The organism is Tardiphaga sp. 862_B3_N4_1, assembly GCF_051811085.1.
In the GTDB taxonomy this organism is placed as follows: Bacteria; Pseudomonadota; Alphaproteobacteria; order Rhizobiales; family Xanthobacteraceae; genus Tardiphaga; species Tardiphaga robiniae.
In genome coordinates, this window is the sequence record NZ_JBPWQB010000002.1 from 2,788,160 (window position 1) to 2,806,488 (window position 18,329).

16 protein-coding genes and 1 riboswitch are annotated in these 18,329 nt (G+C 62.1%); of the genes, 13 read left to right on the plus strand and 3 right to left on the minus strand.

Annotation, left to right across the window (positions count from 1 at the left end):
- Positions 1 to 77 precede the first annotated feature (77 nt).
- From AB8B02_RS30495 to AB8B02_RS30520, 6 genes are all read left to right on the plus strand, one after another.
- Positions 78 to 818, plus strand: coding sequence for an N-acyl amino acid synthase FeeM domain-containing protein (locus AB8B02_RS30495; RefSeq protein WP_374725695.1), 741 nt, complete (start codon positions 78 to 80; stop codon positions 816 to 818).
- 269 nt (positions 819 to 1,087) lie between these two features.
- Positions 1,088 to 1,582 carry a peptidoglycan-associated lipoprotein Pal gene (gene pal, locus AB8B02_RS30500; RefSeq protein ID WP_068733555.1) on the plus strand — a complete coding sequence of 165 codons (495 nt, stop codon included), beginning with the start codon at positions 1,088 to 1,090 and terminating at the stop codon, positions 1,580 to 1,582.
- A gap of 163 nt (positions 1,583 to 1,745) precedes the next feature.
- Positions 1,746 to 2,753, plus strand: coding sequence for a tol-pal system protein YbgF (ybgF, locus tag AB8B02_RS30505; protein ID WP_120289126.1), 1,008 nt, complete (start codon positions 1,746 to 1,748; stop codon positions 2,751 to 2,753).
- Positions 2,754 to 2,800: 47 nt separating this feature from the next.
- Complete coding sequence (gene tilS, locus AB8B02_RS30510; protein ID WP_120288535.1) at positions 2,801 to 3,832, plus strand: tRNA lysidine(34) synthetase TilS; 1,032 nt, start codon at positions 2,801 to 2,803, stop codon at positions 3,830 to 3,832.
- A gap of 233 nt (positions 3,833 to 4,065) precedes the next feature.
- On the plus strand, positions 4,066 to 5,982 hold the full coding sequence (ftsH, locus tag AB8B02_RS30515) for an ATP-dependent zinc metalloprotease FtsH (protein WP_093759402.1): 1,917 nt from the start codon (positions 4,066 to 4,068) through the stop codon (positions 5,980 to 5,982).
- A 166-nt stretch (positions 5,983 to 6,148) separates the two neighbouring features.
- The gene (locus AB8B02_RS30520) at positions 6,149 to 7,345 is read left to right on the plus strand and encodes a glycosyltransferase family 87 protein (RefSeq protein ID WP_199712024.1); all 1,197 of its coding nucleotides are present in this window, start codon (positions 6,149 to 6,151) and stop codon (positions 7,343 to 7,345) included.
- Here AB8B02_RS30520 and AB8B02_RS30525 read toward each other — a convergent pair.
- Positions 7,317 to 7,958 carry an HD domain-containing protein gene (locus AB8B02_RS30525; protein WP_120288537.1) on the minus strand — a complete coding sequence of 214 codons (642 nt, stop codon included), beginning with the start codon at positions 7,956 to 7,958 and terminating at the stop codon, positions 7,317 to 7,319. The genes AB8B02_RS30520 and AB8B02_RS30525 overlap by 29 nt on opposite strands.
- Positions 7,959 to 8,309: 351 nt before the next feature.
- On the opposite strand from AB8B02_RS30525, the gene AB8B02_RS30530 reads away from it, so the two are divergent.
- Positions 8,310 to 9,089, plus strand: coding sequence for a GlxA family transcriptional regulator (locus AB8B02_RS30530; RefSeq protein ID WP_439065963.1), 780 nt, complete (start codon positions 8,310 to 8,312; stop codon positions 9,087 to 9,089).
- 6 nt (positions 9,090 to 9,095) lie between these two features.
- Here AB8B02_RS30530 and AB8B02_RS30535 read toward each other — a convergent pair whose 3' ends face one another.
- A complete protein-coding gene (locus tag AB8B02_RS30535; RefSeq protein WP_147421604.1) occupies positions 9,096 to 9,281 on the minus strand; it encodes a hypothetical protein in 186 nt (61 codons plus the stop codon).
- A 189-nt stretch (positions 9,282 to 9,470) separates the two neighbouring features.
- Positions 9,471 to 9,685: riboswitch (cobalamin riboswitch) on the plus strand.
- A 119-nt stretch (positions 9,686 to 9,804) separates the two neighbouring features.
- On the opposite strand from AB8B02_RS30535, the gene AB8B02_RS30540 reads away from it, so the two are divergent.
- The 5 genes from AB8B02_RS30540 to AB8B02_RS30560 all read left to right on the plus strand — a co-directional run bounded on the left by AB8B02_RS30540 (position 9,805) and on the right by AB8B02_RS30560 (position 16,023).
- On the plus strand, positions 9,805 to 12,738 hold the full coding sequence (locus AB8B02_RS30540; protein ID WP_120288540.1) for a ribonucleoside-diphosphate reductase subunit alpha: 2,934 nt from the start codon (positions 9,805 to 9,807) through the stop codon (positions 12,736 to 12,738).
- Positions 12,739 to 12,877: 139 nt separating this feature from the next.
- On the plus strand, positions 12,878 to 14,002 hold the full coding sequence (locus AB8B02_RS30545; RefSeq protein WP_120288541.1) for a ribonucleotide-diphosphate reductase subunit beta: 1,125 nt from the start codon (positions 12,878 to 12,880) through the stop codon (positions 14,000 to 14,002).
- 111 nt (positions 14,003 to 14,113) lie between these two features.
- Positions 14,114 to 14,863, plus strand: a complete 750-nt coding sequence (locus AB8B02_RS30550) for an AzlC family ABC transporter permease (RefSeq protein WP_439065887.1) — start codon at positions 14,114 to 14,116, stop codon at positions 14,861 to 14,863.
- A complete protein-coding gene (locus AB8B02_RS30555; RefSeq protein WP_089261953.1) occupies positions 14,860 to 15,177 on the plus strand; it encodes an AzlD family protein in 318 nt (105 codons plus the stop codon). Before AB8B02_RS30550 ends, AB8B02_RS30555 begins: the two co-directional genes overlap by 4 nt.
- Before the next feature lie 171 nt (positions 15,178 to 15,348).
- A complete protein-coding gene (locus tag AB8B02_RS30560) occupies positions 15,349 to 16,023 on the plus strand; it encodes a TetR/AcrR family transcriptional regulator (RefSeq protein WP_092139147.1) in 675 nt (224 codons plus the stop codon).
- Between the two features lie 68 nt (positions 16,024 to 16,091).
- On the opposite strand, the gene cycA is transcribed toward AB8B02_RS30560, so the two are convergent.
- Complete coding sequence (gene cycA / locus AB8B02_RS30565; protein WP_089261949.1) at positions 16,092 to 16,487, minus strand: cytochrome c-550 CycA; 396 nt, start codon at positions 16,485 to 16,487, stop codon at positions 16,092 to 16,094.
- Positions 16,488 to 16,690: 203 nt separating this feature from the next.
- Between cycA and AB8B02_RS30570 the strand changes: the two genes are divergently transcribed.
- On the plus strand, positions 16,691 to 18,184 hold the full coding sequence (locus AB8B02_RS30570; RefSeq protein ID WP_120288542.1) for an FAD-linked oxidase C-terminal domain-containing protein: 1,494 nt from the start codon (positions 16,691 to 16,693) through the stop codon (positions 18,182 to 18,184).
- Positions 18,185 to 18,329: the final 145 nt, after the last annotated feature.

The following is an 18,329-nucleotide window of genomic DNA, read 5'->3' on the forward strand; positions in this document are numbered from 1 at the left end:
GAACCTTTGACAACTTTTAAGAAAGCTTTAACCTTTCCTTACTCGCGTAGTCATGGCGTTGGTGCGTAGGAGACGGAATGATGGCTTCGGCCGATCAAGCGACTGAAGCTTCGAAGCGCAGCGATATTCTCGACCGGGTTGACTACCGTCTTGCCGAAACCGAAGCTGAGAAAGAGGCGATCTATAGCCTGCGCTATAGAGCCTATCTCCATGAGGGGGCCATCGAGCCTCGCGCGGATCGCCGTCTCGCCGACCGTTTCGATGATTTGCCGAATTCATGGACTTTCGGGATATTCGTTGATGGCGAGCTCGCCAGTTCGCTGCGCGTCAGCGTAGCGACGCCGGACAATCCGGAAACGCCTGCCGTCGATGCATTCGGAGACCTGTTGCGTCCCGAGCTGGACAAAGGGAAGATCATCGTCGACCCGAACCGCTTCGTGGCCGACCCGAACAACCGCACCAAGTTTCCTGAACTGCCCTATATGACGGTTCGGCTGGGCTATGTCGCCTGCGGCTATTTCAAAGCCGATATAGGGACGGCGACCGTGCGCGCCGAGCATCGCGCGTTCTATCGCAAGGTTTTCCTGCAGACGCCGATGTGCGAGCCGCGGCCCTATCCGACGCTGACCAAGCCGCTATGCCTGATGGCGGCCGACTACGCCGCGGTGCGCGAACGCATTTTCATGCGCTACCCACATTTCCGCTCCAGTCTCTTCGAGCAGCGGGCTCTGTTCGAGCGCAAGAGCGAGCCTCTGGCGCCGGATCTCCATTCATCCGAGTTCCATATCGCCCAGGCCGCGGTGTTGCCCCGCACCTGAGGGGGAAGGGGGCGACAGTCCCGTCGTCGGTCATTGCTGACTTCTCAGCAGTCCCTGCAGCGGGATTCTGCCTAAAACCAGCTGCTTTCTCAGAACCTTCACCGTCGCGCCACATTTGCCAACCATTAACCACGTCGTTGCTTTTTCGCGGCCTGTGGCTTTTGATCGGTTTTGGCAACACCTCATCAAGGTTGACGGAACGTTCGCTTAACCAACGCCCTGTAGACCGAATGACAGTTGGGTAAAGCGTGAGCGTGGAGGCTCCGGGAATGAAGCATCAGATGCGTATCCTCCAGGGATTAAAACTGGCTGCAGTGCTGGCCGTGGCGCTGTCGATGGGCGCCTGCGCCAACAAGAACGGTTTGGGTGCCGATGGTGCGATGGCCAATGCCGCCACGCCGGGCAGCCAGCAGGACTTCGTCGTCAATGTCGGCGATCGCGTGTTCTTCGAGAGCGATCAGACCGAACTGTCGCCGCAGGCGATCGCGACCCTGGACAAGCAGGCGCAGTGGCTGCAGCAGTACAACCGCTATTCCTTCACCATCGAAGGTCATGCGGACGAGCGCGGCACCCGCGAATACAATATTGCGCTCGGCGCCCGCCGTGCCCAGTCGGTTCGCACCTTCCTGGCCTCGCGCGGGATCGATGCCAGCCGGATGCGCACCATCTCCTACGGCAAGGAACGCCCGGTCGCGGTGTGTAACGACATCTCGTGCTGGTCGCAGAACCGCCGTGCGGTCACCGTGCTGAACGCCGGCGCGTAAGCGACGTCTGATATCAAACAGAACGGCGTCTGCCCCCGGGCAGGCGCCGTTTTTGTTTTCAACGGGCGCCTTTGTCGCTGTCGAAAGTCACATTTTTGGCGTACTGAAATCCTCATCGTGATGCGCGCCGATGGGGCGCGAAACCGGTCACTTTCAGGCTCAAATGTCATCCAGATCTCATTCGCTCGCCGGCGCTGCACTCGTCTCCATGCTGCTCGTCACGGCTTCGCCGGTTTGGGCGCAGTTGTTCGGTCAACCGGCTCCCCGTCAGCAGGGCTACGGCCAGCAGTCGGGCGACGACGATGCCGATCAGGGCTTGCAGATCGAGCGGTTGCAGAACCAGCTGCGGCAGCTCACCGGCCAGAACGAGGAGCTCCAGTTCCGGAACCGCCAGCTCGAAGATCAGCTGCGGCAGCTGCAGGCCGGCGGCGCCTCGGCCGGTGCGCCTCCCGGTGCTGCCGGTGGCCGCCCCAATATGGCTGCCGCCCCGGTGCAGCAGGCGCCGCAGCCGGGCTACAATCAGCAACAGCCGCAGATCGCGGCACCTGCACCAATTGCTCAGGATCCCGCGCCAGCTCCTCGCGCTGGCCGTCGTAACGATGCGTTCGATCCCAATGCGAACCCCAATGCGCCGGGCGTGCCGCGCGCGCTGGGTGGCGGGCAGCAGCCGATGCCGGCAAACGCACCAGTCGGTGCACAGGGCGGTCGTGGGGCCGGCGAGCCGCTCCCGCTGGGCAATGCCGCCCAGGGCGGAGCTGCGCCAGCACTGACGACGTTGCCGCCGGGCGCGACCCCGAAGGACGAGTTCGATCTCGGCATCGGCTATATGCAGCGTCGTGACTATGCGCTGGCCGAAGAGACTATGCGCAACTTCGCCCAGAAATATCCTGGCGATCCAATGATTGCGGATTCGCAGTATTGGCTCGGCGAGAGCTTCTTCCAGCGCCAGAAATATCGCGATGCCGCCGAGACATTCCTGGGCGTGACCACGAAATACGACACCTCCGCCAAGGCGCCCGATGCCCTGCTGCGGCTCGGCCAGTCGCTGGCCGCGCTGAAGGAAAAGGAAGCCGCCTGTGCCGCCTTCGGTGAAGTGACGCGGAAATATCCCCGTGCCTCGGCCGGCGTGAAACAGGGCGTGGATCGCGAGCAAAAACGCGTTAAGTGCTAGGTGATCGACTCGGACAATCAGCCGGGTCGCAACCGGTTCTGACGCGCATGTCCGACGACGACCAGTCGCCGATTTCGGCCCAGATGGCGAAACAGCTATTCGCTGACTGGGCGTCCGCGCCAGCATTGGTCCTTGCCGTGTCCGGCGGTCCTGATTCTGTCGCCCTGATGTGGCTCGCCGCGCGTTGGCGGCGTGCGCTCAAACGCGGCCCCGACCTTATTGCCGTGACCATCGACCATGGTTTACGACCTGAAGCGGCCCGCGAGGCCCGCGACGTGAAGCGGCTCGCGGCATCTCTCGATATTCCTCACCGCACTCTTCGCTGGACTGGCGCCAAGCCGAAAACCGGACTGCCTGCCGCGGCCCGCGATGCGCGCTATCTGCTGCTTGCCAAGGCCGCGCGCAGCGTCGGAGCATTCCATGTACTGACTGCTCATACTCGCGACGATCAGGCCGAGACCCTGCTGATGCGGATGGCGCGCGGCAGCGGCATTGCCGGCCTCGCGGGCATGGCGCGGCTGACCGAGCGTGACGGCATCCAGCTCGCGCGTCCCTTTTTGCACATCGCGAAGGCGCAGCTTGTTACTACGCTGACCAAAGCGAAAATCGACTTCGCGACCGATCCCAGTAATTCCGACCCAAGCTACACCCGCCCGCGACTGCGGGCGCTGATGCCGGCGCTGGCGTCCGAGGGCTTCGATTCGCGCAACCTCACCCGGCTGGCGACGCGGCTCCGGCGTGCCGATGCTGCGCTGGAACTGATGGTCGACGGGGCAGAGCGGTTTCTGGCACTGCACAGCCCGGGCAGGGTGCCCGAAGCCATCGATGCGGGAGCATTTGCGGGGCTGGCTGAGGAAATTCGCGTTCGATTGTTGCTGCGGATGATCGATCAGGTCGGGCACGAAGGGCCGGCCGAGCTCGGTAAGGTCGAAACGCTGGTATTCGCCATGGCTCAGGCCACGCGATCGGGCGGGAAAGGTACTCTGCTGAAGCAGACGCTCGCCGGTGCCATGATCACGCTGACGCAGGACCGCCTGAGAATCGTCCCGGCGCCGCCCAGGCGTCGTCGCGCCGATTGAGTGCAAAGAGCTACCTGTGGCCCCACAGTACCTTAACCACCGTGGGAAAACCCCGTCAGCACTGCCATTATTTGAACCGGAAATGCGCGTAGATGCGTTAAATAGTCCATCCCAGTTCCCTTGGCAGCGCCCTCGGTCGCACCTAGATTGTATCCGACCGACCCAGGGTGAACCCTTGTGGCGACCCACAAGGGAATAAGGCCGCGATTTCGCGCGGCGACGAAGGAAGATCGATGAACGCGAACCTGCGCAATTTTGCCCTCTGGGTCATTATCGTTTTGTTGCTGCTGGCGCTGTTCACGCTTTTCCAGAATCCTGGTCAGCGCACCGCCTCGCAGGACATTTCGTTCTCGCAGCTCCTCACCGAAGTTGATCAAAATCACGTCCGCGATGTCGTAATCCAGGGTCCCGAGATTCACGGCACCTTCACCAACGGCTCCAGCTTCCAGACCTATGCGCCGAGCGACCCGACCCTGATCAAGCGTCTGTATGACGCCAAGGTCTCGATCACCGCCAAGGCTCCGGGCGACAACGTGCCGTGGTTCGTCTCGCTGCTCGTGTCATGGCTGCCGTTCATCGCGCTGATCGGCGTGTGGATCTTCCTGTCGCGCCAGATGCAGGGCGGCGCCGGCAAGGCGATGGGCTTCGGCAAGTCGCGCGCCAAGATGCTGACGGAGGCCCACGGCCGCGTCACCTTCGAGGACGTCGCCGGTGTCGATGAGGCCAAGCAGGACCTGCAGGAAATCGTCGAATTCCTGCGCGACCCCGGCAAGTATCAGCGCCTCGGCGGACGTATCCCGCGCGGCGTGCTGCTGGTTGGCCCTCCCGGCACCGGTAAGACGCTGATCGCGCGTGCGGTCGCGGGCGAAGCCAATGTGCCGTTCTTCACCATTTCGGGTTCGGACTTCGTCGAAATGTTCGTCGGCGTCGGCGCATCCCGCGTGCGTGACATGTTCGAGCAGGCCAAGAAGAATGCGCCCTGCATCATCTTCATCGACGAAATCGACGCCGTCGGTCGTCATCGTGGCGCCGGTCTCGGCGGCGGCAATGACGAGCGCGAACAGACCCTCAACCAGTTGCTGGTCGAGATGGATGGCTTCGAGGCCAATGAAGGCGTGATCCTGATCGCCGCCACCAACCGTCCTGACGTGCTGGATCCCGCGCTGCTGCGTCCCGGCCGTTTCGACCGTCAGGTCGTGGTACCAAATCCGGACGTCGTCGGCCGCGAGCAGATCCTCAAGGTCCATGTCCGCAAGGTGCCGCTGGCGCCGGATATCAACCTCAAGACCATTGCCCGCGGCACGCCCGGTTTCTCCGGCGCGGACCTGATGAACCTCGTCAACGAGGCCGCACTGACTGCCGCGCGCCGTAACAAGCGCATGGTGACGCAGAGCGAGTTCGAAGAGGCCAAGGATAAGGTGATGATGGGCGCCGAGCGCAAGTCGCTGGTGATGTCCGAGGAAGAGAAGATGCTGACGGCCTATCACGAGGGCGGCCACGCGATCGTTGGCCTCAACGTCGTCGCCACCGACCCGATCCACAAGGCGACTATCATTCCGCGCGGCCGTGCGCTCGGCATGGTCATGCAGCTGCCGGAACGCGACAAGATGTCGATGTCCCTGGAGCAGATGACCTCGCGCCTCGCCATCATGATGGGTGGCCGCGTTGCTGAAGAATTGATCTTCGGCCGCAACAAGGTCACCTCGGGTGCGTCCTCCGATATCGAGCAGGCCACGCGGCTTGCTCGCATGATGGTGACGCGCTGGGGCTTGTCGGAAGAACTCGGTACGGTGTCGTATGGCGAGAACAACGACGAGGTCTTTCTCGGCATGCAGATGAACCGCACCCAGGCGGTCTCGGAATCCACGGCGCAGAAGATCGACTCCGAAGTGAAGCGTCTGGTCGCCGAAGGCTATGACGAAGCGACCAAGATCCTCACCGAGAAGCGCGATGACCTCGAAACGCTGGCCAAGGGCTTGCTGGAATTCGAAACCCTCTCGGGCGACGAGATCACGGATTTGCTGAACGGCAAGAAGCCGAACCGCGAGTCGGTGCTGGAGCCGTCGGGCCCGCGCACCTCGGCTGTGCCGCCCGCTGGCAAGCCGCGCCCGCGTCCGGACGGTGGCCTGGAGCCGCAGCCGCAGGCGTAAAGTCGTACACACGTAAATATGCAAAACGCGGCCGAAAGGCCGCGTTTTTTGTTATCTGTAGCTCAAATGGAGCGAGGCCCGATCTGGGGACCACGTCCCACTTAAACCTTCCTCAAACTTCCCTCGGCACTGTCGCCCGGCGCCCTTGATGCGCATTGGGGACCCTATGCCAGCGCCGCTCACGATGACTTCGACACCCGAGCGTGGCCCAATTCCGCCGGCGCTGCTGATTGTCTGCATCATCCTGGCGATGTTGCATCTCGCCTTCTTCCCGACCTTCTACGGTCGCGGCTGGATCTATGAAGACGGCCTCGGCTCGCCCACCGATTTCGTCAATGTGTGGTCTGCCGGGCGATTGGTGCTCGATGGTCATCCGGCCTGGGCCTATGACTGGGACATCCAGAAAAAGGTCCAGATCGCTGTTCTCGGTCAGAGCTATCCCGGCAATTTCGCCTGGCACTATCCGCCGCCGTTCCTGTTCATCGCGGCACTGCTCGCGAAGCTGCCTTATGCCGTGGCCTTTGCCGGCTGGGCTGCGGTCAGCTTCGTGCCGTATCTGGCGGCGATGCGTGCGGTCGTCGGTCGTCCCTTCGGCCTTTTACTGGCTGCGGCTTTTCCGGTGGTGATGACCAACGGCCTTGTCGGGCAGAATGGATTTCTGACCGCGGCGCTGATCGGCGGCATGCTGGTGCTGCTGCCGATGCGGCCGATCCTGTCGGGAATCTGTCTGGGTCTGCTCAGCTACAAGCCGCAATATGGTTTCCTGTTTCCGCTGATGCTGATCGCGGCGGCACAATGGAAGGCGTTTGTCAGCGCAGGCATCACCACCGTGCTGCTGGCCGCGGTGTCGTGGCTCGCTTTCGGCACCGAGAGCTGGCAGGCATTTATTCACTGGATGCCGATGTTCTCGCAGGCCTTCCTCACCGAAGGCCGAGCGCCATGGGGCAAGATGCAGAGCATCTTTGCACTGGTGCGCTATTTCGACGGCAGCGAGCCGCTGGCCTGGATGTTCCAGTGGATCATGATTGGTGCCGTCGTAGCGGTGCTGGTGCCGTTGTGGCGCAGCAGCGTGCGCTATGAACTGAAAGCCGCTGCGCTGGCAGTCGGCGCCTTGCTCACGACGCCCTACCTTTTCCTGTACGACGTGATGGTGCTTGCGATTGCCATCGGCTTCATCGCCCGTATAGGTCTCGCGGAAGGCTTTCGCCGTCACGAACTGCCGGTGCTCGGTCTCGCTGCTGCGCTGCTGATCGCCTATCCGTTCCTCGGCGCTCCCACAGGCTTTGGCGCAACGCTGCTGGTGGCAGCGTTGATCGCCATGCGCGTGCGCGAGGCTATTCGCTCCACGCCGAGTTCAGGATGATGCTGCAGAAATTCCCGCGCTTGTAGGTGGGGTCGCGGAGGTCGAGCACGTCAGCCTTGACGTTGCCGAAGGTCGTGTCCGGCTTGTGGATCGTTCCCGCAGCGAATGCATCGATGATCCCGTTCTTGAAGTCATGCCCACGCGGATGGCAGGCGCAGACTTCATGGCGCTGATGTGCCGTGAAGGCATCATACTCCAGACCCAATACATCCATCTCGACACCCGCTGTCACAAGCGCAACCACGGGCCGCTTGTGCTTGGGAATGCCCGGTGTCGTGTGAAGCGCGATGGCGTCCCAGACATCGTCGATGTCGCGCTCATCGATCCTGTGGCTGCGCAGAAAGTCTGCGGCAGCATTTGCGCCATCGACTTCGAAGCGCTCCTCCTTGCTCGCATAGGGCGCCTGCAGGCCCATGTCGTGAAACATCGCGCCGACATAAAGTAACTCGGAATCGACTTTGAGACCCTTGCGCTGTCCGGCGAGCGCGCCGAACAGGAAAACCCGATTGGAATGATGATACAGAAGATCGCTTTCGGTGTCGCGCACCAGCTGATCGACCTGGCGGGCGAGGGCGCTGTCGGGGACTGTGATGCCGGCGATGGTCTTGCTCATGGGATGCTCCTTGCACTGTCGCTATGATGCATCCGTTGTCGTCCGGGGGCTGTGTCCTCGCAATCGCGCCGCGCCCTGCAAAGCTGCCATTCGCCCGTGATTTCCTGCCGCAAGACCACTATCTATTCAGAATGACTTGGGCCTGTCCTCGCCGTCGGAATGAAGCATCACCATGAAGACCGTTGCTCTTGCGATCTTTCCGGGCGTCCAGTCGCTGGACGTAGCCGGTCCGCTTGATGTGTTCATGGAGGCCAATGGCTTCGTCGCGCCGGGCGACGGCTACGACATCACACTTGTCGCTGCAGACTGCGCGCCCTGCGTGCATCGAACGGTCTGCGGATATCTGCCGATCTGGCGTTCAGTGATGCGAACAAACCCTGGGATCTGGTTCTGGTGGCCGGCGGGCCTGGGCTGCCGACGGCAGAGGCGGATCCGCAGCTTACAGAGTGGCTGGCCAATGCGGCGCTCCAGGCGAGGCGTTACGGCTCGGTGTGCACCGGGGCATTCGCGCTCGGCCATGCAGGCCTGCTCGACGGCAAGACGGTGACGACGCACTGGCAGAATGCGCCGCTATTGGCGCTGCGTTTCCCCAAAGCGCATGTGGAGTTCGATCGCATCTATAGCCGCGACGGCGCGCTGGTGACGTCGGCCGGCGTCACCGCAGGGATCGATCTCGGTCTCGCACTGGTCCAGGAAGATCATGGCGCGGATGTCGCGCTGGCCGTAGCCAAGCGTCTGGTTGTGGTGGCGCAGCGCCAGGGTGGCCAGTCGCAATTCAGTCCCTATCTGGTACCGCCGGCCGAGCCGCATTCTCCGATCGCGCGGGTCCACGCGCATGTGATGGCCCATCTGCGTGACGCGCACAGCGTGGATGAACTGGCCGAGGTTGCGGGCATGAGTGCGCGCACCTTTGCGCGGGTATTCAAGCAGGAAACAAAGATGACGCCGGCGGATTTTGTCGAAGGCGCCCGGATCGACACGGCGCGTAACCGTCTCGAAGGCAGCGATCTGCCGCTCAAGGTGGTGGCTTATGAATCCGGTTTCACCACCGCCGAACATATGCGTCAGGTTTTCGTGCGACGGCTGGGTCTGACGCCCAGCCAGTATCGGGCCAGCTTTCGAGCGGTTTGATTCTGCTCAGGCGAGTTGCAGCGAAGAAATCGGATCGCTCGCAGGAAAGCTGTCCCTCAGCGCTTCGTTCAGCATCTCGTCGAGGCGGCGCCGGGCGATCTGATCCGTCGTCTCGAACGTCGTGACCGCACCCGCTCGCTCTACGAAACCGTTGAAGTTGATCCTTTCAGTGGTCGTCATCAGGTCGCGCATCGCATCCTCCATCGGTTGATCACGATGTTCTGCGCTTCGCGGTGCTCGGCGGCAACGAATCGCATCGTTCAGAAACCGCCAACGATCCCGCGGTTTCCGCCACGCAAGCGGTTGTCCACTGAACCAACAGCCCTACGGGATTTGTTGCCGTGGATCGCAATGCCCGCTTGACACTTCACCGCGGGTCACACCAAATGTAGATGTCACGGTCCGCCCTGTCGCAAGACTTGGTGGCTAAGAGGGAAGCCGGTAAAGACGCTGTTTTGCGTCATATTCCGGCGCTGCCCCCGCAACTGTAAGCAGTGAGTCTGTTTCGATTGAAGTCACTGATGCGCAAGCATCGGGAAGGCTGAAACAGACATTGACCTGCGAGCCAGGAGACCTGCCGCGACACCAGAACGTCCATGGGCGGGGTGTCCCAGCGGTCGCTTGCAGGCAATGCCGGCGGATCTCCGCCGTGTATTTTGCAGCGTCCTTTCGGCCCCAGCCCCCATTGCTTGATGCATCACACGGGGTCTTGCCGATGCCTACTTCCTCTTCCGCTCTGTCCAACGGCCGCGATGCGGCTCACGCTCCGCTGATTCAGCTGTCCCCGGAAACGCTTGCTGCGCCTGCGCGCGAACCCTCGATGCAGATCATCCGGCGCAACGGCACTGTATCTCCCTTCGACGGTAGCAAGATTTCCGTGGCCATGACCAAAGCCTTTCTGGCCGTCGAGGGCCACACGGCAGCGGCCTCGCGCCGCGTCCATGAGGCGGTGGAACAGCTGACCGGCGAAGTCGTGGCGGCGCTGACTCGCCGCGTCGGCGAAGGCCGCACCTTCCATATCGAGGACGTCCAGGATCAGGTCGAACTGGCGCTGATGCGCAGCGAGCACCACAAGGTGGCCCGCGCTTATGTCCTGTACCGCGAGGAGCGCGCTCGCACCCGCGCCGAGGAACTGGCAGCCAAGCCCGCGCCGGTTTCCACCGCACCGGTGCTGCATGTCACGCTCGCCAACGGCACGCGCGCGCCTCTCGATTCGGCGCGTCTCGCGCTGATCGTCAACGAGGCCTGCGCCGGCCTTGACGGAGTCGATGCCGCCCCGGTGCTCGAGGAAACCCGCCGCAATCTCTATGACGGCATTACGCTGGATGAGCTGGCACTGGCCGGCATCATGGCCGCGCGTACGCTGGTGGAGCAGGAGCCGAACTACACCTTTGTCAGCGCCCGCCTGCTGCTCGACAAGCTGCGCACCGAAGTCCTGTCCATTGTAGGGGGCACGCCGACCCACGCGTCGCAGGCCGACATGACCACGCGCTACGCCGAATATTTCGGCGCCTATATCAAGACCGGCATTGCGGCCGAGCTGCTCGATCCCGAACTCGCGCGCTTCGACCTGAAGCGAATCGCTGCCGCGCTGAAGCCGGAAGGGGACCTTCAGTTCCAGTTCCTGGGATTGCAGACGCTCTATGATCGCTACTTCCTGCATGTGCAGGGCAATCGCATCGAACTGCCCCAGGCCTTCTTCATGCGCGTTGCCATGGGCCTCGCGCTGCGCGAGATCGACCGCGAAGCCCGCGCCATCGAATTCTACAATCTGCTGTCGTCGTTCGACTTCATGGCCTCGACGCCGACGCTGTTCAATTCGGGTACGCAGCGGCCGCAGCTGTCGTCCTGCTTCCTCACGACGGTGGCCGACGATCTCGACGGCATCTTTAAGTCGGTGAAGGACAACGCACTGCTGGCGAAATATTCCGGCGGTCTCGGCAATGACTGGACGCGCGTGCGCGGTCTCGGCGCGCATATCAAGGGTACCAATGGCGAGAGCCAGGGCGTGGTGCCATTCCTCAAGGTCGCAAACGATACGGCCATCGCCGTCAACCAGGGCGGCAAGCGCAAGGGCGCGGTCTGCGCCTATCTCGAGACCTGGCACATCGACATCGAAGAATTCCTCGATCTCCGCAAGAACACCGGCGACGACCGCCGCCGCACGCACGATATGAACACCGCCAACTGGGTGCCGGATCTTTTCATGCAGCGCGTCGAGCTTGATGGCGAATGGACGCTGTTCTCGCCGGACGAGACGCCGGAACTGCACGATCTCTATGGCAAGCCGTTTGCCGAGCGCTACGCAGCCTATGAGGAAAAAGCTGCGCGCGGCGAGATCCGCGTGTTCAAGAAGGTGCGCGCAACTGACTTGTGGCGCCGCATGCTGACCATGGTGTTCGAGACCGGCCATCCCTGGATCACCTTCAAGGATCCCTGCAATCTGCGCTCGCCGCAGCAGCATGCTGGCGTGATCCATTCATCGAATCTCTGCACGGAGATCACGCTGAATACGTCCGATGATGAGGTCGCGGTCTGCAATCTCGGCTCTGTCAACCTGCTCAATCATATCGGCAAGGACGGTCTCGATCACGCGCAGCTGAAGCGCACCGTGACCACGGCGATGCGGATGCTCGACAATGTCATCGACATCAACTTCTATACCATCCCGGAAGCGCGGCGTTCCAACCTCAAGCATCGCCCGGTCGGTCTCGGTCTGATGGGCTTTCAGGATGCACTGCAGGTGCAGGGTATCGCGATGGCGTCGGATGCGGCCGTGGCGTTTGCCGACACCAGCATGGAAGCGATTGCCTTCCATTCGATCTCCGCATCGGTAGATCTCGCCGCCGAGCGCGGCCGTTATCCGTCCTTCGATGGATCGCTGTGGAGCCGCGGCATCCTGCCGATCGACTCCATCGAGATACTCGCGGAAGCCCGCGGTGGCGTGCAGATGGATCGCTCGACCACGCTCGACTGGAACGGCCTGCGTGACCGTGTGAAGTCCACCGGTATGCGTAATTCCAACGTGATGGCGATCGCGCCGACAGCGACGATCTCCAATATCTGCGGCGTCGCGCAGTCGATCGAGCCGGCCTATCAGAACCTGTATGTCAAATCGAACATGTCAGGCGATTTCACAGTGGTGAATGCTTTCCTCGTGCGCGATCTGAAGAAGCGCGGGTTGTGGGACGAGGTGATGGTCTCCGACCTCAAATATTTCGACGGCAGCGTCGGATCGATCGATCGCGTGCCCGACGATCTCAAGGCGCTGTATGCGACCTCGTTCGAAATCGACAGCGCGTGGCTGATCGAGGCGGCCTCGCGCCGGCAGAAATGGATCGATCAGGCGCAGTCGCTCAATCTCTACATTGCCAATCCCTCAGGCAAGAAGCTCGATCAGCTCTATCGCCTGGCCTGGACGCTGGGATTGAAGACGACCTACTACCTGCGCTCGCGCAGCGCGACGCATGTGGAGAAATCGACGCTGAAGGGTACCGACGGCAAGCTCAACGCAGTCTCGGCGACGGTCGCGACAGCTAAGACGGCAGGCGCGCCGATCCTCGTGGCATCCTCCGCCGTCACTGCACCGGATCTGTCTGCAGCGATGGCCTGCTCGATCGATAATCCCGAATGCGAGGCGTGTCAGTAAAGGCAGCGTTCTCTCCGCCGTCATTGCGAGGAGCGCAGCGACGAAGCAATCCAGTTCTTTCCGCGCTCGCGGCCTTCTGGATTGCTTCGCTTCGCTCGCAATGACGACCGATCAAACTCAGCTATCTCCAGGAACACCCATGCTCGACTGGTCCGATACCTCATCCGCTCCCAAAACCCCCGCCTTCATCCCGATCCCGCAATCTCCCACCGACGCCACCGGCCTCGGCACCATCGATCGCTCCGGCGGCCGCGTCTCGGTGGACGAGAAGCGCATGATCAACTGCCGCGCCGACGTCAATCAGCTGTTGCCGCTGAAATACAAGTGGGCGTGGGAGAAGTATCTCGCGGGCTGCAACAATCACTGGATGCCGACCGAAGTCTCGATGCAGGCGGATATCGCGCTGTGGAAGTCGCGCGATGGCCTCACCGAAGACGAACGCCGCGCCATCAAGCGCAATCTCGGTTTCTTCGCGGCCTCAGAGAGCCTCGTCGCCAACAATATCGTGCTGGCGATCTATCGCCATCTCACCAATCCGGAATGCCGCCAGTATCTGTTGCGGCAGTCGTTCGAGGAAGCCGTGCATACGCACACATTCCAGTACATTGTCGAAAGCCTTGGTCTCGATGAGGGCGAGCTGTTCAACATGTATCGCGAGGTGCCGTCGATCACCGAGAAGGCCGCCTGGGCGCTCAAGCACACCCAGCATCTCGACGATCCCGACTTCAAGACCGGCACGCCGGAGACCGATCAGGCCTTCATGCGTGACCTCGTGGCGTTCTATGTGATCTTCGAAGGCATGTGGTTCTACACGGGGTTCGCGCAGATCCTGTCGCTCGGCCGCCGCAACAAGATGGTCGGCATCGCCGAACAGTACCAATACATCCTGCGCGATGAATCCATTCACCTGAATTTCGGCATCGACGTCATCAACCAGATCAAGATCGAAAATCCGCATCTCTGGACCAAGGCGTTCCAGGAGGAAATCCGCGACATGATCCGCACGGCGGCCGAGCTCGAGGCGGCCTATGGGCGGGACACCATGCCGCGCGGTTTCCTCGGGCTGAATGCGGCGCTGTGCGAAACCTATATGCATTTCATCGCCAACCGTCGCTGCGCCCAGATAGGCCTGGCGCCGGTGTTCGTTGAGACGGAAAATCCGTTCCCGTGGATGTCGGAAGCCATGGATCTGAAGAAGGAGAAGAACTTCTTTGAGACCCGGGTGATCGAATACCAGAATGGTGGCGCGCTGAACTGGGAGTAGTCTTTGGTCTCATATCCGCCGCTGCATGGCGCATATGAATCCGCATCGCTTGACCTGATCGCGTGATGCCCGCAGGCATGATTGGCCTGCGGGCGTCACGCGGATCAGTCGATGCATTCCAGCCACATCCCGAAAGCACCAGCCTATTGGTCGAAGGCCGCCATCGTGCCTGGCATCATTGCCATCGGTCCGATGCTGCCCGGCACGCTGGCCTTCGGCATGGCATTCGGTGCGCTGTGCGCGCAGAAGAACCTCTCGCTTGCCGAAGTCGAGGTGATGATGGCGACGGTCTATGGCGGCTTGTCACAGTTTGTTGCGGTGCAGTCGTGGCCGGATGTTTTGACGCCGGGTGCGATCGCGACGCTGGCGCTGCTCACACTCACCGTAAACATCCGCTTCTTCCTGATGAGCGCGACACTGCGCCCGTGGTTCGGCACGTTGCCCGCATGGCAGGCCTATCCGTCGATGCTGCTCGTGACCGACGGCGGCTGGCTCGCCGCGATGCGCTATCGCGATCATGGCGGGGCCGATGCGTCGTTCTATCTCGGCGGTGGCATCGTGCTGTATTTCACCTGGCTGTTCTCGGCCATCCCGGGCTTCCTGCTGGCCGAACAACTCACTGACCCGAGAAAGTATGGTGTCGATCTGGTGATGCCGGCCTTCTATGCCGCGATGCTGGTGCCCGCATGGAAGGGCCCCCGCCGTGCCATCCCTTGGGTCGTGTCGGGCGTCGTTGCCCTCGCGGTGCATTGGTTGGTGCCGGGCTGGTGGTTCATCATCGCCGGCGCGCTATCGGGAGCGATCAGTGCCGGGCTCATGGACGAACCCGAACCGCAACATCCGGCGGGCGTGTCCGCATGACGGAATTTTTGCGCAGCGATGTGATGGTCGCTTTTGCTGTCATGACGGCGGTCACAGTGGCCTCGCGCCTCGGAGGCTACTGGCTGATGGGCTACGTCAATGTCACGCCGCGGGTGCGGCGGATGCTCGATGCATTGCCGGGCTCGATCATCGTCGCCGCCGCGCTGCCCGTGGCGGTCAATGGCGGGCCGGTGGTGGTTTTCGCCATTCTGGCTGCGATGGCAGTGACCATCATCCGCCGCAACGACTTCATTGCCGTCATCACTGGCATGGCGGTGGCCGCGGCCGCCCGGGCGCTCGGTTTTGGCGGCTAGGTCTACCCGAAAAGTTGAATCCCGCTATGCGCAAAACACCTTGTCAACGAGTCTGAACTAGTGTTCAGTTCTTATCGCGGGCACCCTCAAGCTCGCTCAAAACCTTGAAGTTACGCGCCTTATTTGTGACAGCCGTCAGGTTGTCCAAGGGGTGCCGGGGATGAGACGCTCATGGTTTACCGACGGACCCATCAAGTCGTGAAGCGGCTTGCGGCGCGGCGCAGCGCCATTCTGGCGGCGGCCCGCGAAACCTGTGCCGAAGGTGGCATGGCGGCGGTTCAGATTGCACCCGTTGCGGTTCGCGCCAATGTCGCGGCGGGCACGGTTTATCGGTATTTCCCGTCCAAGGCCGACCTGATTTCCGAACTCATCGCTGACGTCTCGCGCGACGAACTCGCCGCGATTCGCCGGGCTGCGGATGCCGCGCCGGGTCCGTCATCGGCGCTCGCCGCTGCGGTGACCACTGTGGCCGTGCATGTCGTCTCTCACCGCAAATTGTCGTGGGGCATCCTGGCCGAACCGGTCGAAGTCGATGTGACGGAGTCGCGACTGGCCAGCCGCCGCGAGATCGCCGGCGAGATCGAATCCCGCATCGCTGCAGCCATTCGCGCCGGTCATTTGCCGGCGCAGGACACGGCGCTCGCAGCCGCCGCACTGCTCGGCGCGTTGCATGAAGCGCTGGTCGGGCCGATGGCGCCTGACAATCTCGAAGATCAGGCCAAGCTGCGCGACGCGGTGCAGACCGTCACGCTGCTGGCGCTGCGCGCCGTCGGCGTGATGGATGCTCGCGCCCGCGGGCTTGTGGTGCAGGCCGTGCTGCCGACCAAGATGGCGGCCGGCGCCTAGCGCGTTTTCAAGCGCAGTGGGCACCGGTTCGCATCAAGAAAACGCGCCAAACCAAAAGGCTTCAGCGCTTACGGCTTGATTTTGCCGTCCTTGTCGAACTGCGCGAGGAAGGCCCAGAGGTCGTTGACCTCGGATTCCTTCTTGATGCCGGCAAAGGCCATCTTGGTGCCCGGGATCTTGGCCTTCGGGTCCTTGATGTATTCCTTGAATGTCGCTTCATCCCAGGTGATGCCGGAATTCTTGTTGGCGTCCGAATAGGAATAGCCCTCGGCGGTTCCGGATTTGCGGCCGTTCAACCCGTTGAGTTCCGGACCGACCTTGTTCTTGGCGTTGTCGCCGACAGCGTGGCAGGCGAGGCACTTGTTAAAGGAGGATTTCCCGGCGGCGACGTCCTGTGCAAGTGCGAAGGAGGAGGCGGTCGAGGCGGCAAGAACGATCAGGGCGCCGAAAGTGACAGACTTCATGGATGGCTCTTTTTGTTGGTTGGCTTTCCAGCTTAGTTTGTTGCACACGCTCCGAGTAGTCCACAAGTGCGATGGTGGCTGCCGCGCGTTCCGGCACCATGCGACGCGTCATGCTTTGGTAAGCTACCCAAAGCCACACGGACGTGGTTGATTCATGGCAAAGCAGCCGAGTGATCGCTGCGATCTTCGGGAGTGCGCGTTCAATGACCATCATGATGCCGGCGGCGGATCAGGCTGTCCTCGCAAGGCGCGAGGCCATTATCGCTGCATTGCGAAAGCTGGTGCCGGGCGAGGGGGTGATCTCCAGCGCGGCCGAAATGCTGCCCTATGAGTCGGATGGGCTGATGGCCTATCGCCAGCCGCCGATGGTCGTCGTGTTGCCCGATACGACTGAGCAAGTCTCAAAAGTTCTGAAATATTGTCAGGAGAACGGCATCAAGGTGGTGCCGCGCGGTTCGGGCACGTCATTATCCGGTGGCGCGCTGCCGCTGGCCGACGCGGTGCTGCTTGGTCTCGGCAAGTTCAAGCGCGTGCGCGAGATCGATTTCGACAACCGCGCCGTCGTCGTCGAGCCCGGCGTCACCAATCTCGCCATCAGCCAGGCGGTGGCGCATGCGGGCTTTTACTACGCGCCGGATCCGTCGTCCCAGATCGCCTGTTCGATCGGTGGCAATGTCGCGGAGAATTCCGGCGGCGTGCACAGCCTCAAATACGGCATGACCACCAATAATCTGCTCGGCTGCGAGATTGTATTGATGTCCGGCGAAGTCATTCGCGTTGGCGGCAAGACCGCGGAGACATCGGGCTACGACCTGATGGGGATTATCACCGGCTCCGAAGGTTTGCTGGGTGTCATCACCGAAATCACCGTGCGCATCCTGCAGAAGCCGGAAACGGCGCGTGCGCTGATGATCGGTTTTGCCGAGGTCGAGCAGGCCGGCCAATGCGTTGCCGATGTCATCAGCGCCGGCATCATCCCCGGCGGCATGGAGATGATGGACAAGCCTGCCATTCACGCAGCGGAAGCATTTGTGCATGCAGGCTATCCGCTCGATGTCGAAGCACTGCTGATCATCGAACTCGATGGGCCCGGCGTCGAGGTCGACGAACTCATCAAGCGCGTCGAGAAGATAGCGCTCGGCTGCGGCTCGACCACCTGCCAGATCTCGACCTCCGAACAGGAACGCCTGCTGTTCTGGTCCGGCCGCAAGGCGGCATTCCCTGCCGTTGGGCGCATCTCGCCGGATTATCTCTGCATGGACGGCACCATTCCGCGTGCGGCCTTGCCACTCGTCCTGCGTCGCATGAAGGAGATGTCTGCCAAATACGGCCTCGGCGTCGCCAATGTGTTTCATGCCGGCGATGGCAATCTGCATCCGTTGATCCTGTACGATGCGAACAAGCCCGGCGAGTTGCAGCTCGCGGAAGACTTCGGCGCAGATATTCTGAGGCTGTGCGTCGAGGTCGGCGGCGTGCTGACCGGCGAGCACGGCGTCGGCATCGAGAAACGCGACCTGATGCCGGAGATGTTCAGCGAGGTCGATCTCAATCAGCAACAGCGCATCAAATGTGCCTTCGACGCACAGGGGCTGCTCAATCCCGGCAAGGTGTTCCCGACATTGCACCGCTGCGCCGAACTTGGCCGCGTACATGTGCATGGCGGCAAGCTGGCGTTTCCCGATCTGCCGCGGTTTTAATGATGAGAACTGTGAAGTTAGTAGTGCCATCTGCTTTTGCAGCACGCGCGGACAAAGTGCTCCCTCCCCCCTCCGCGCGAAGCAAAGCTTCGCTAGGGGGGAGGGCCGGGGAGGGGGGTAACCCCAATCTCCGGAGCGTGTGGCG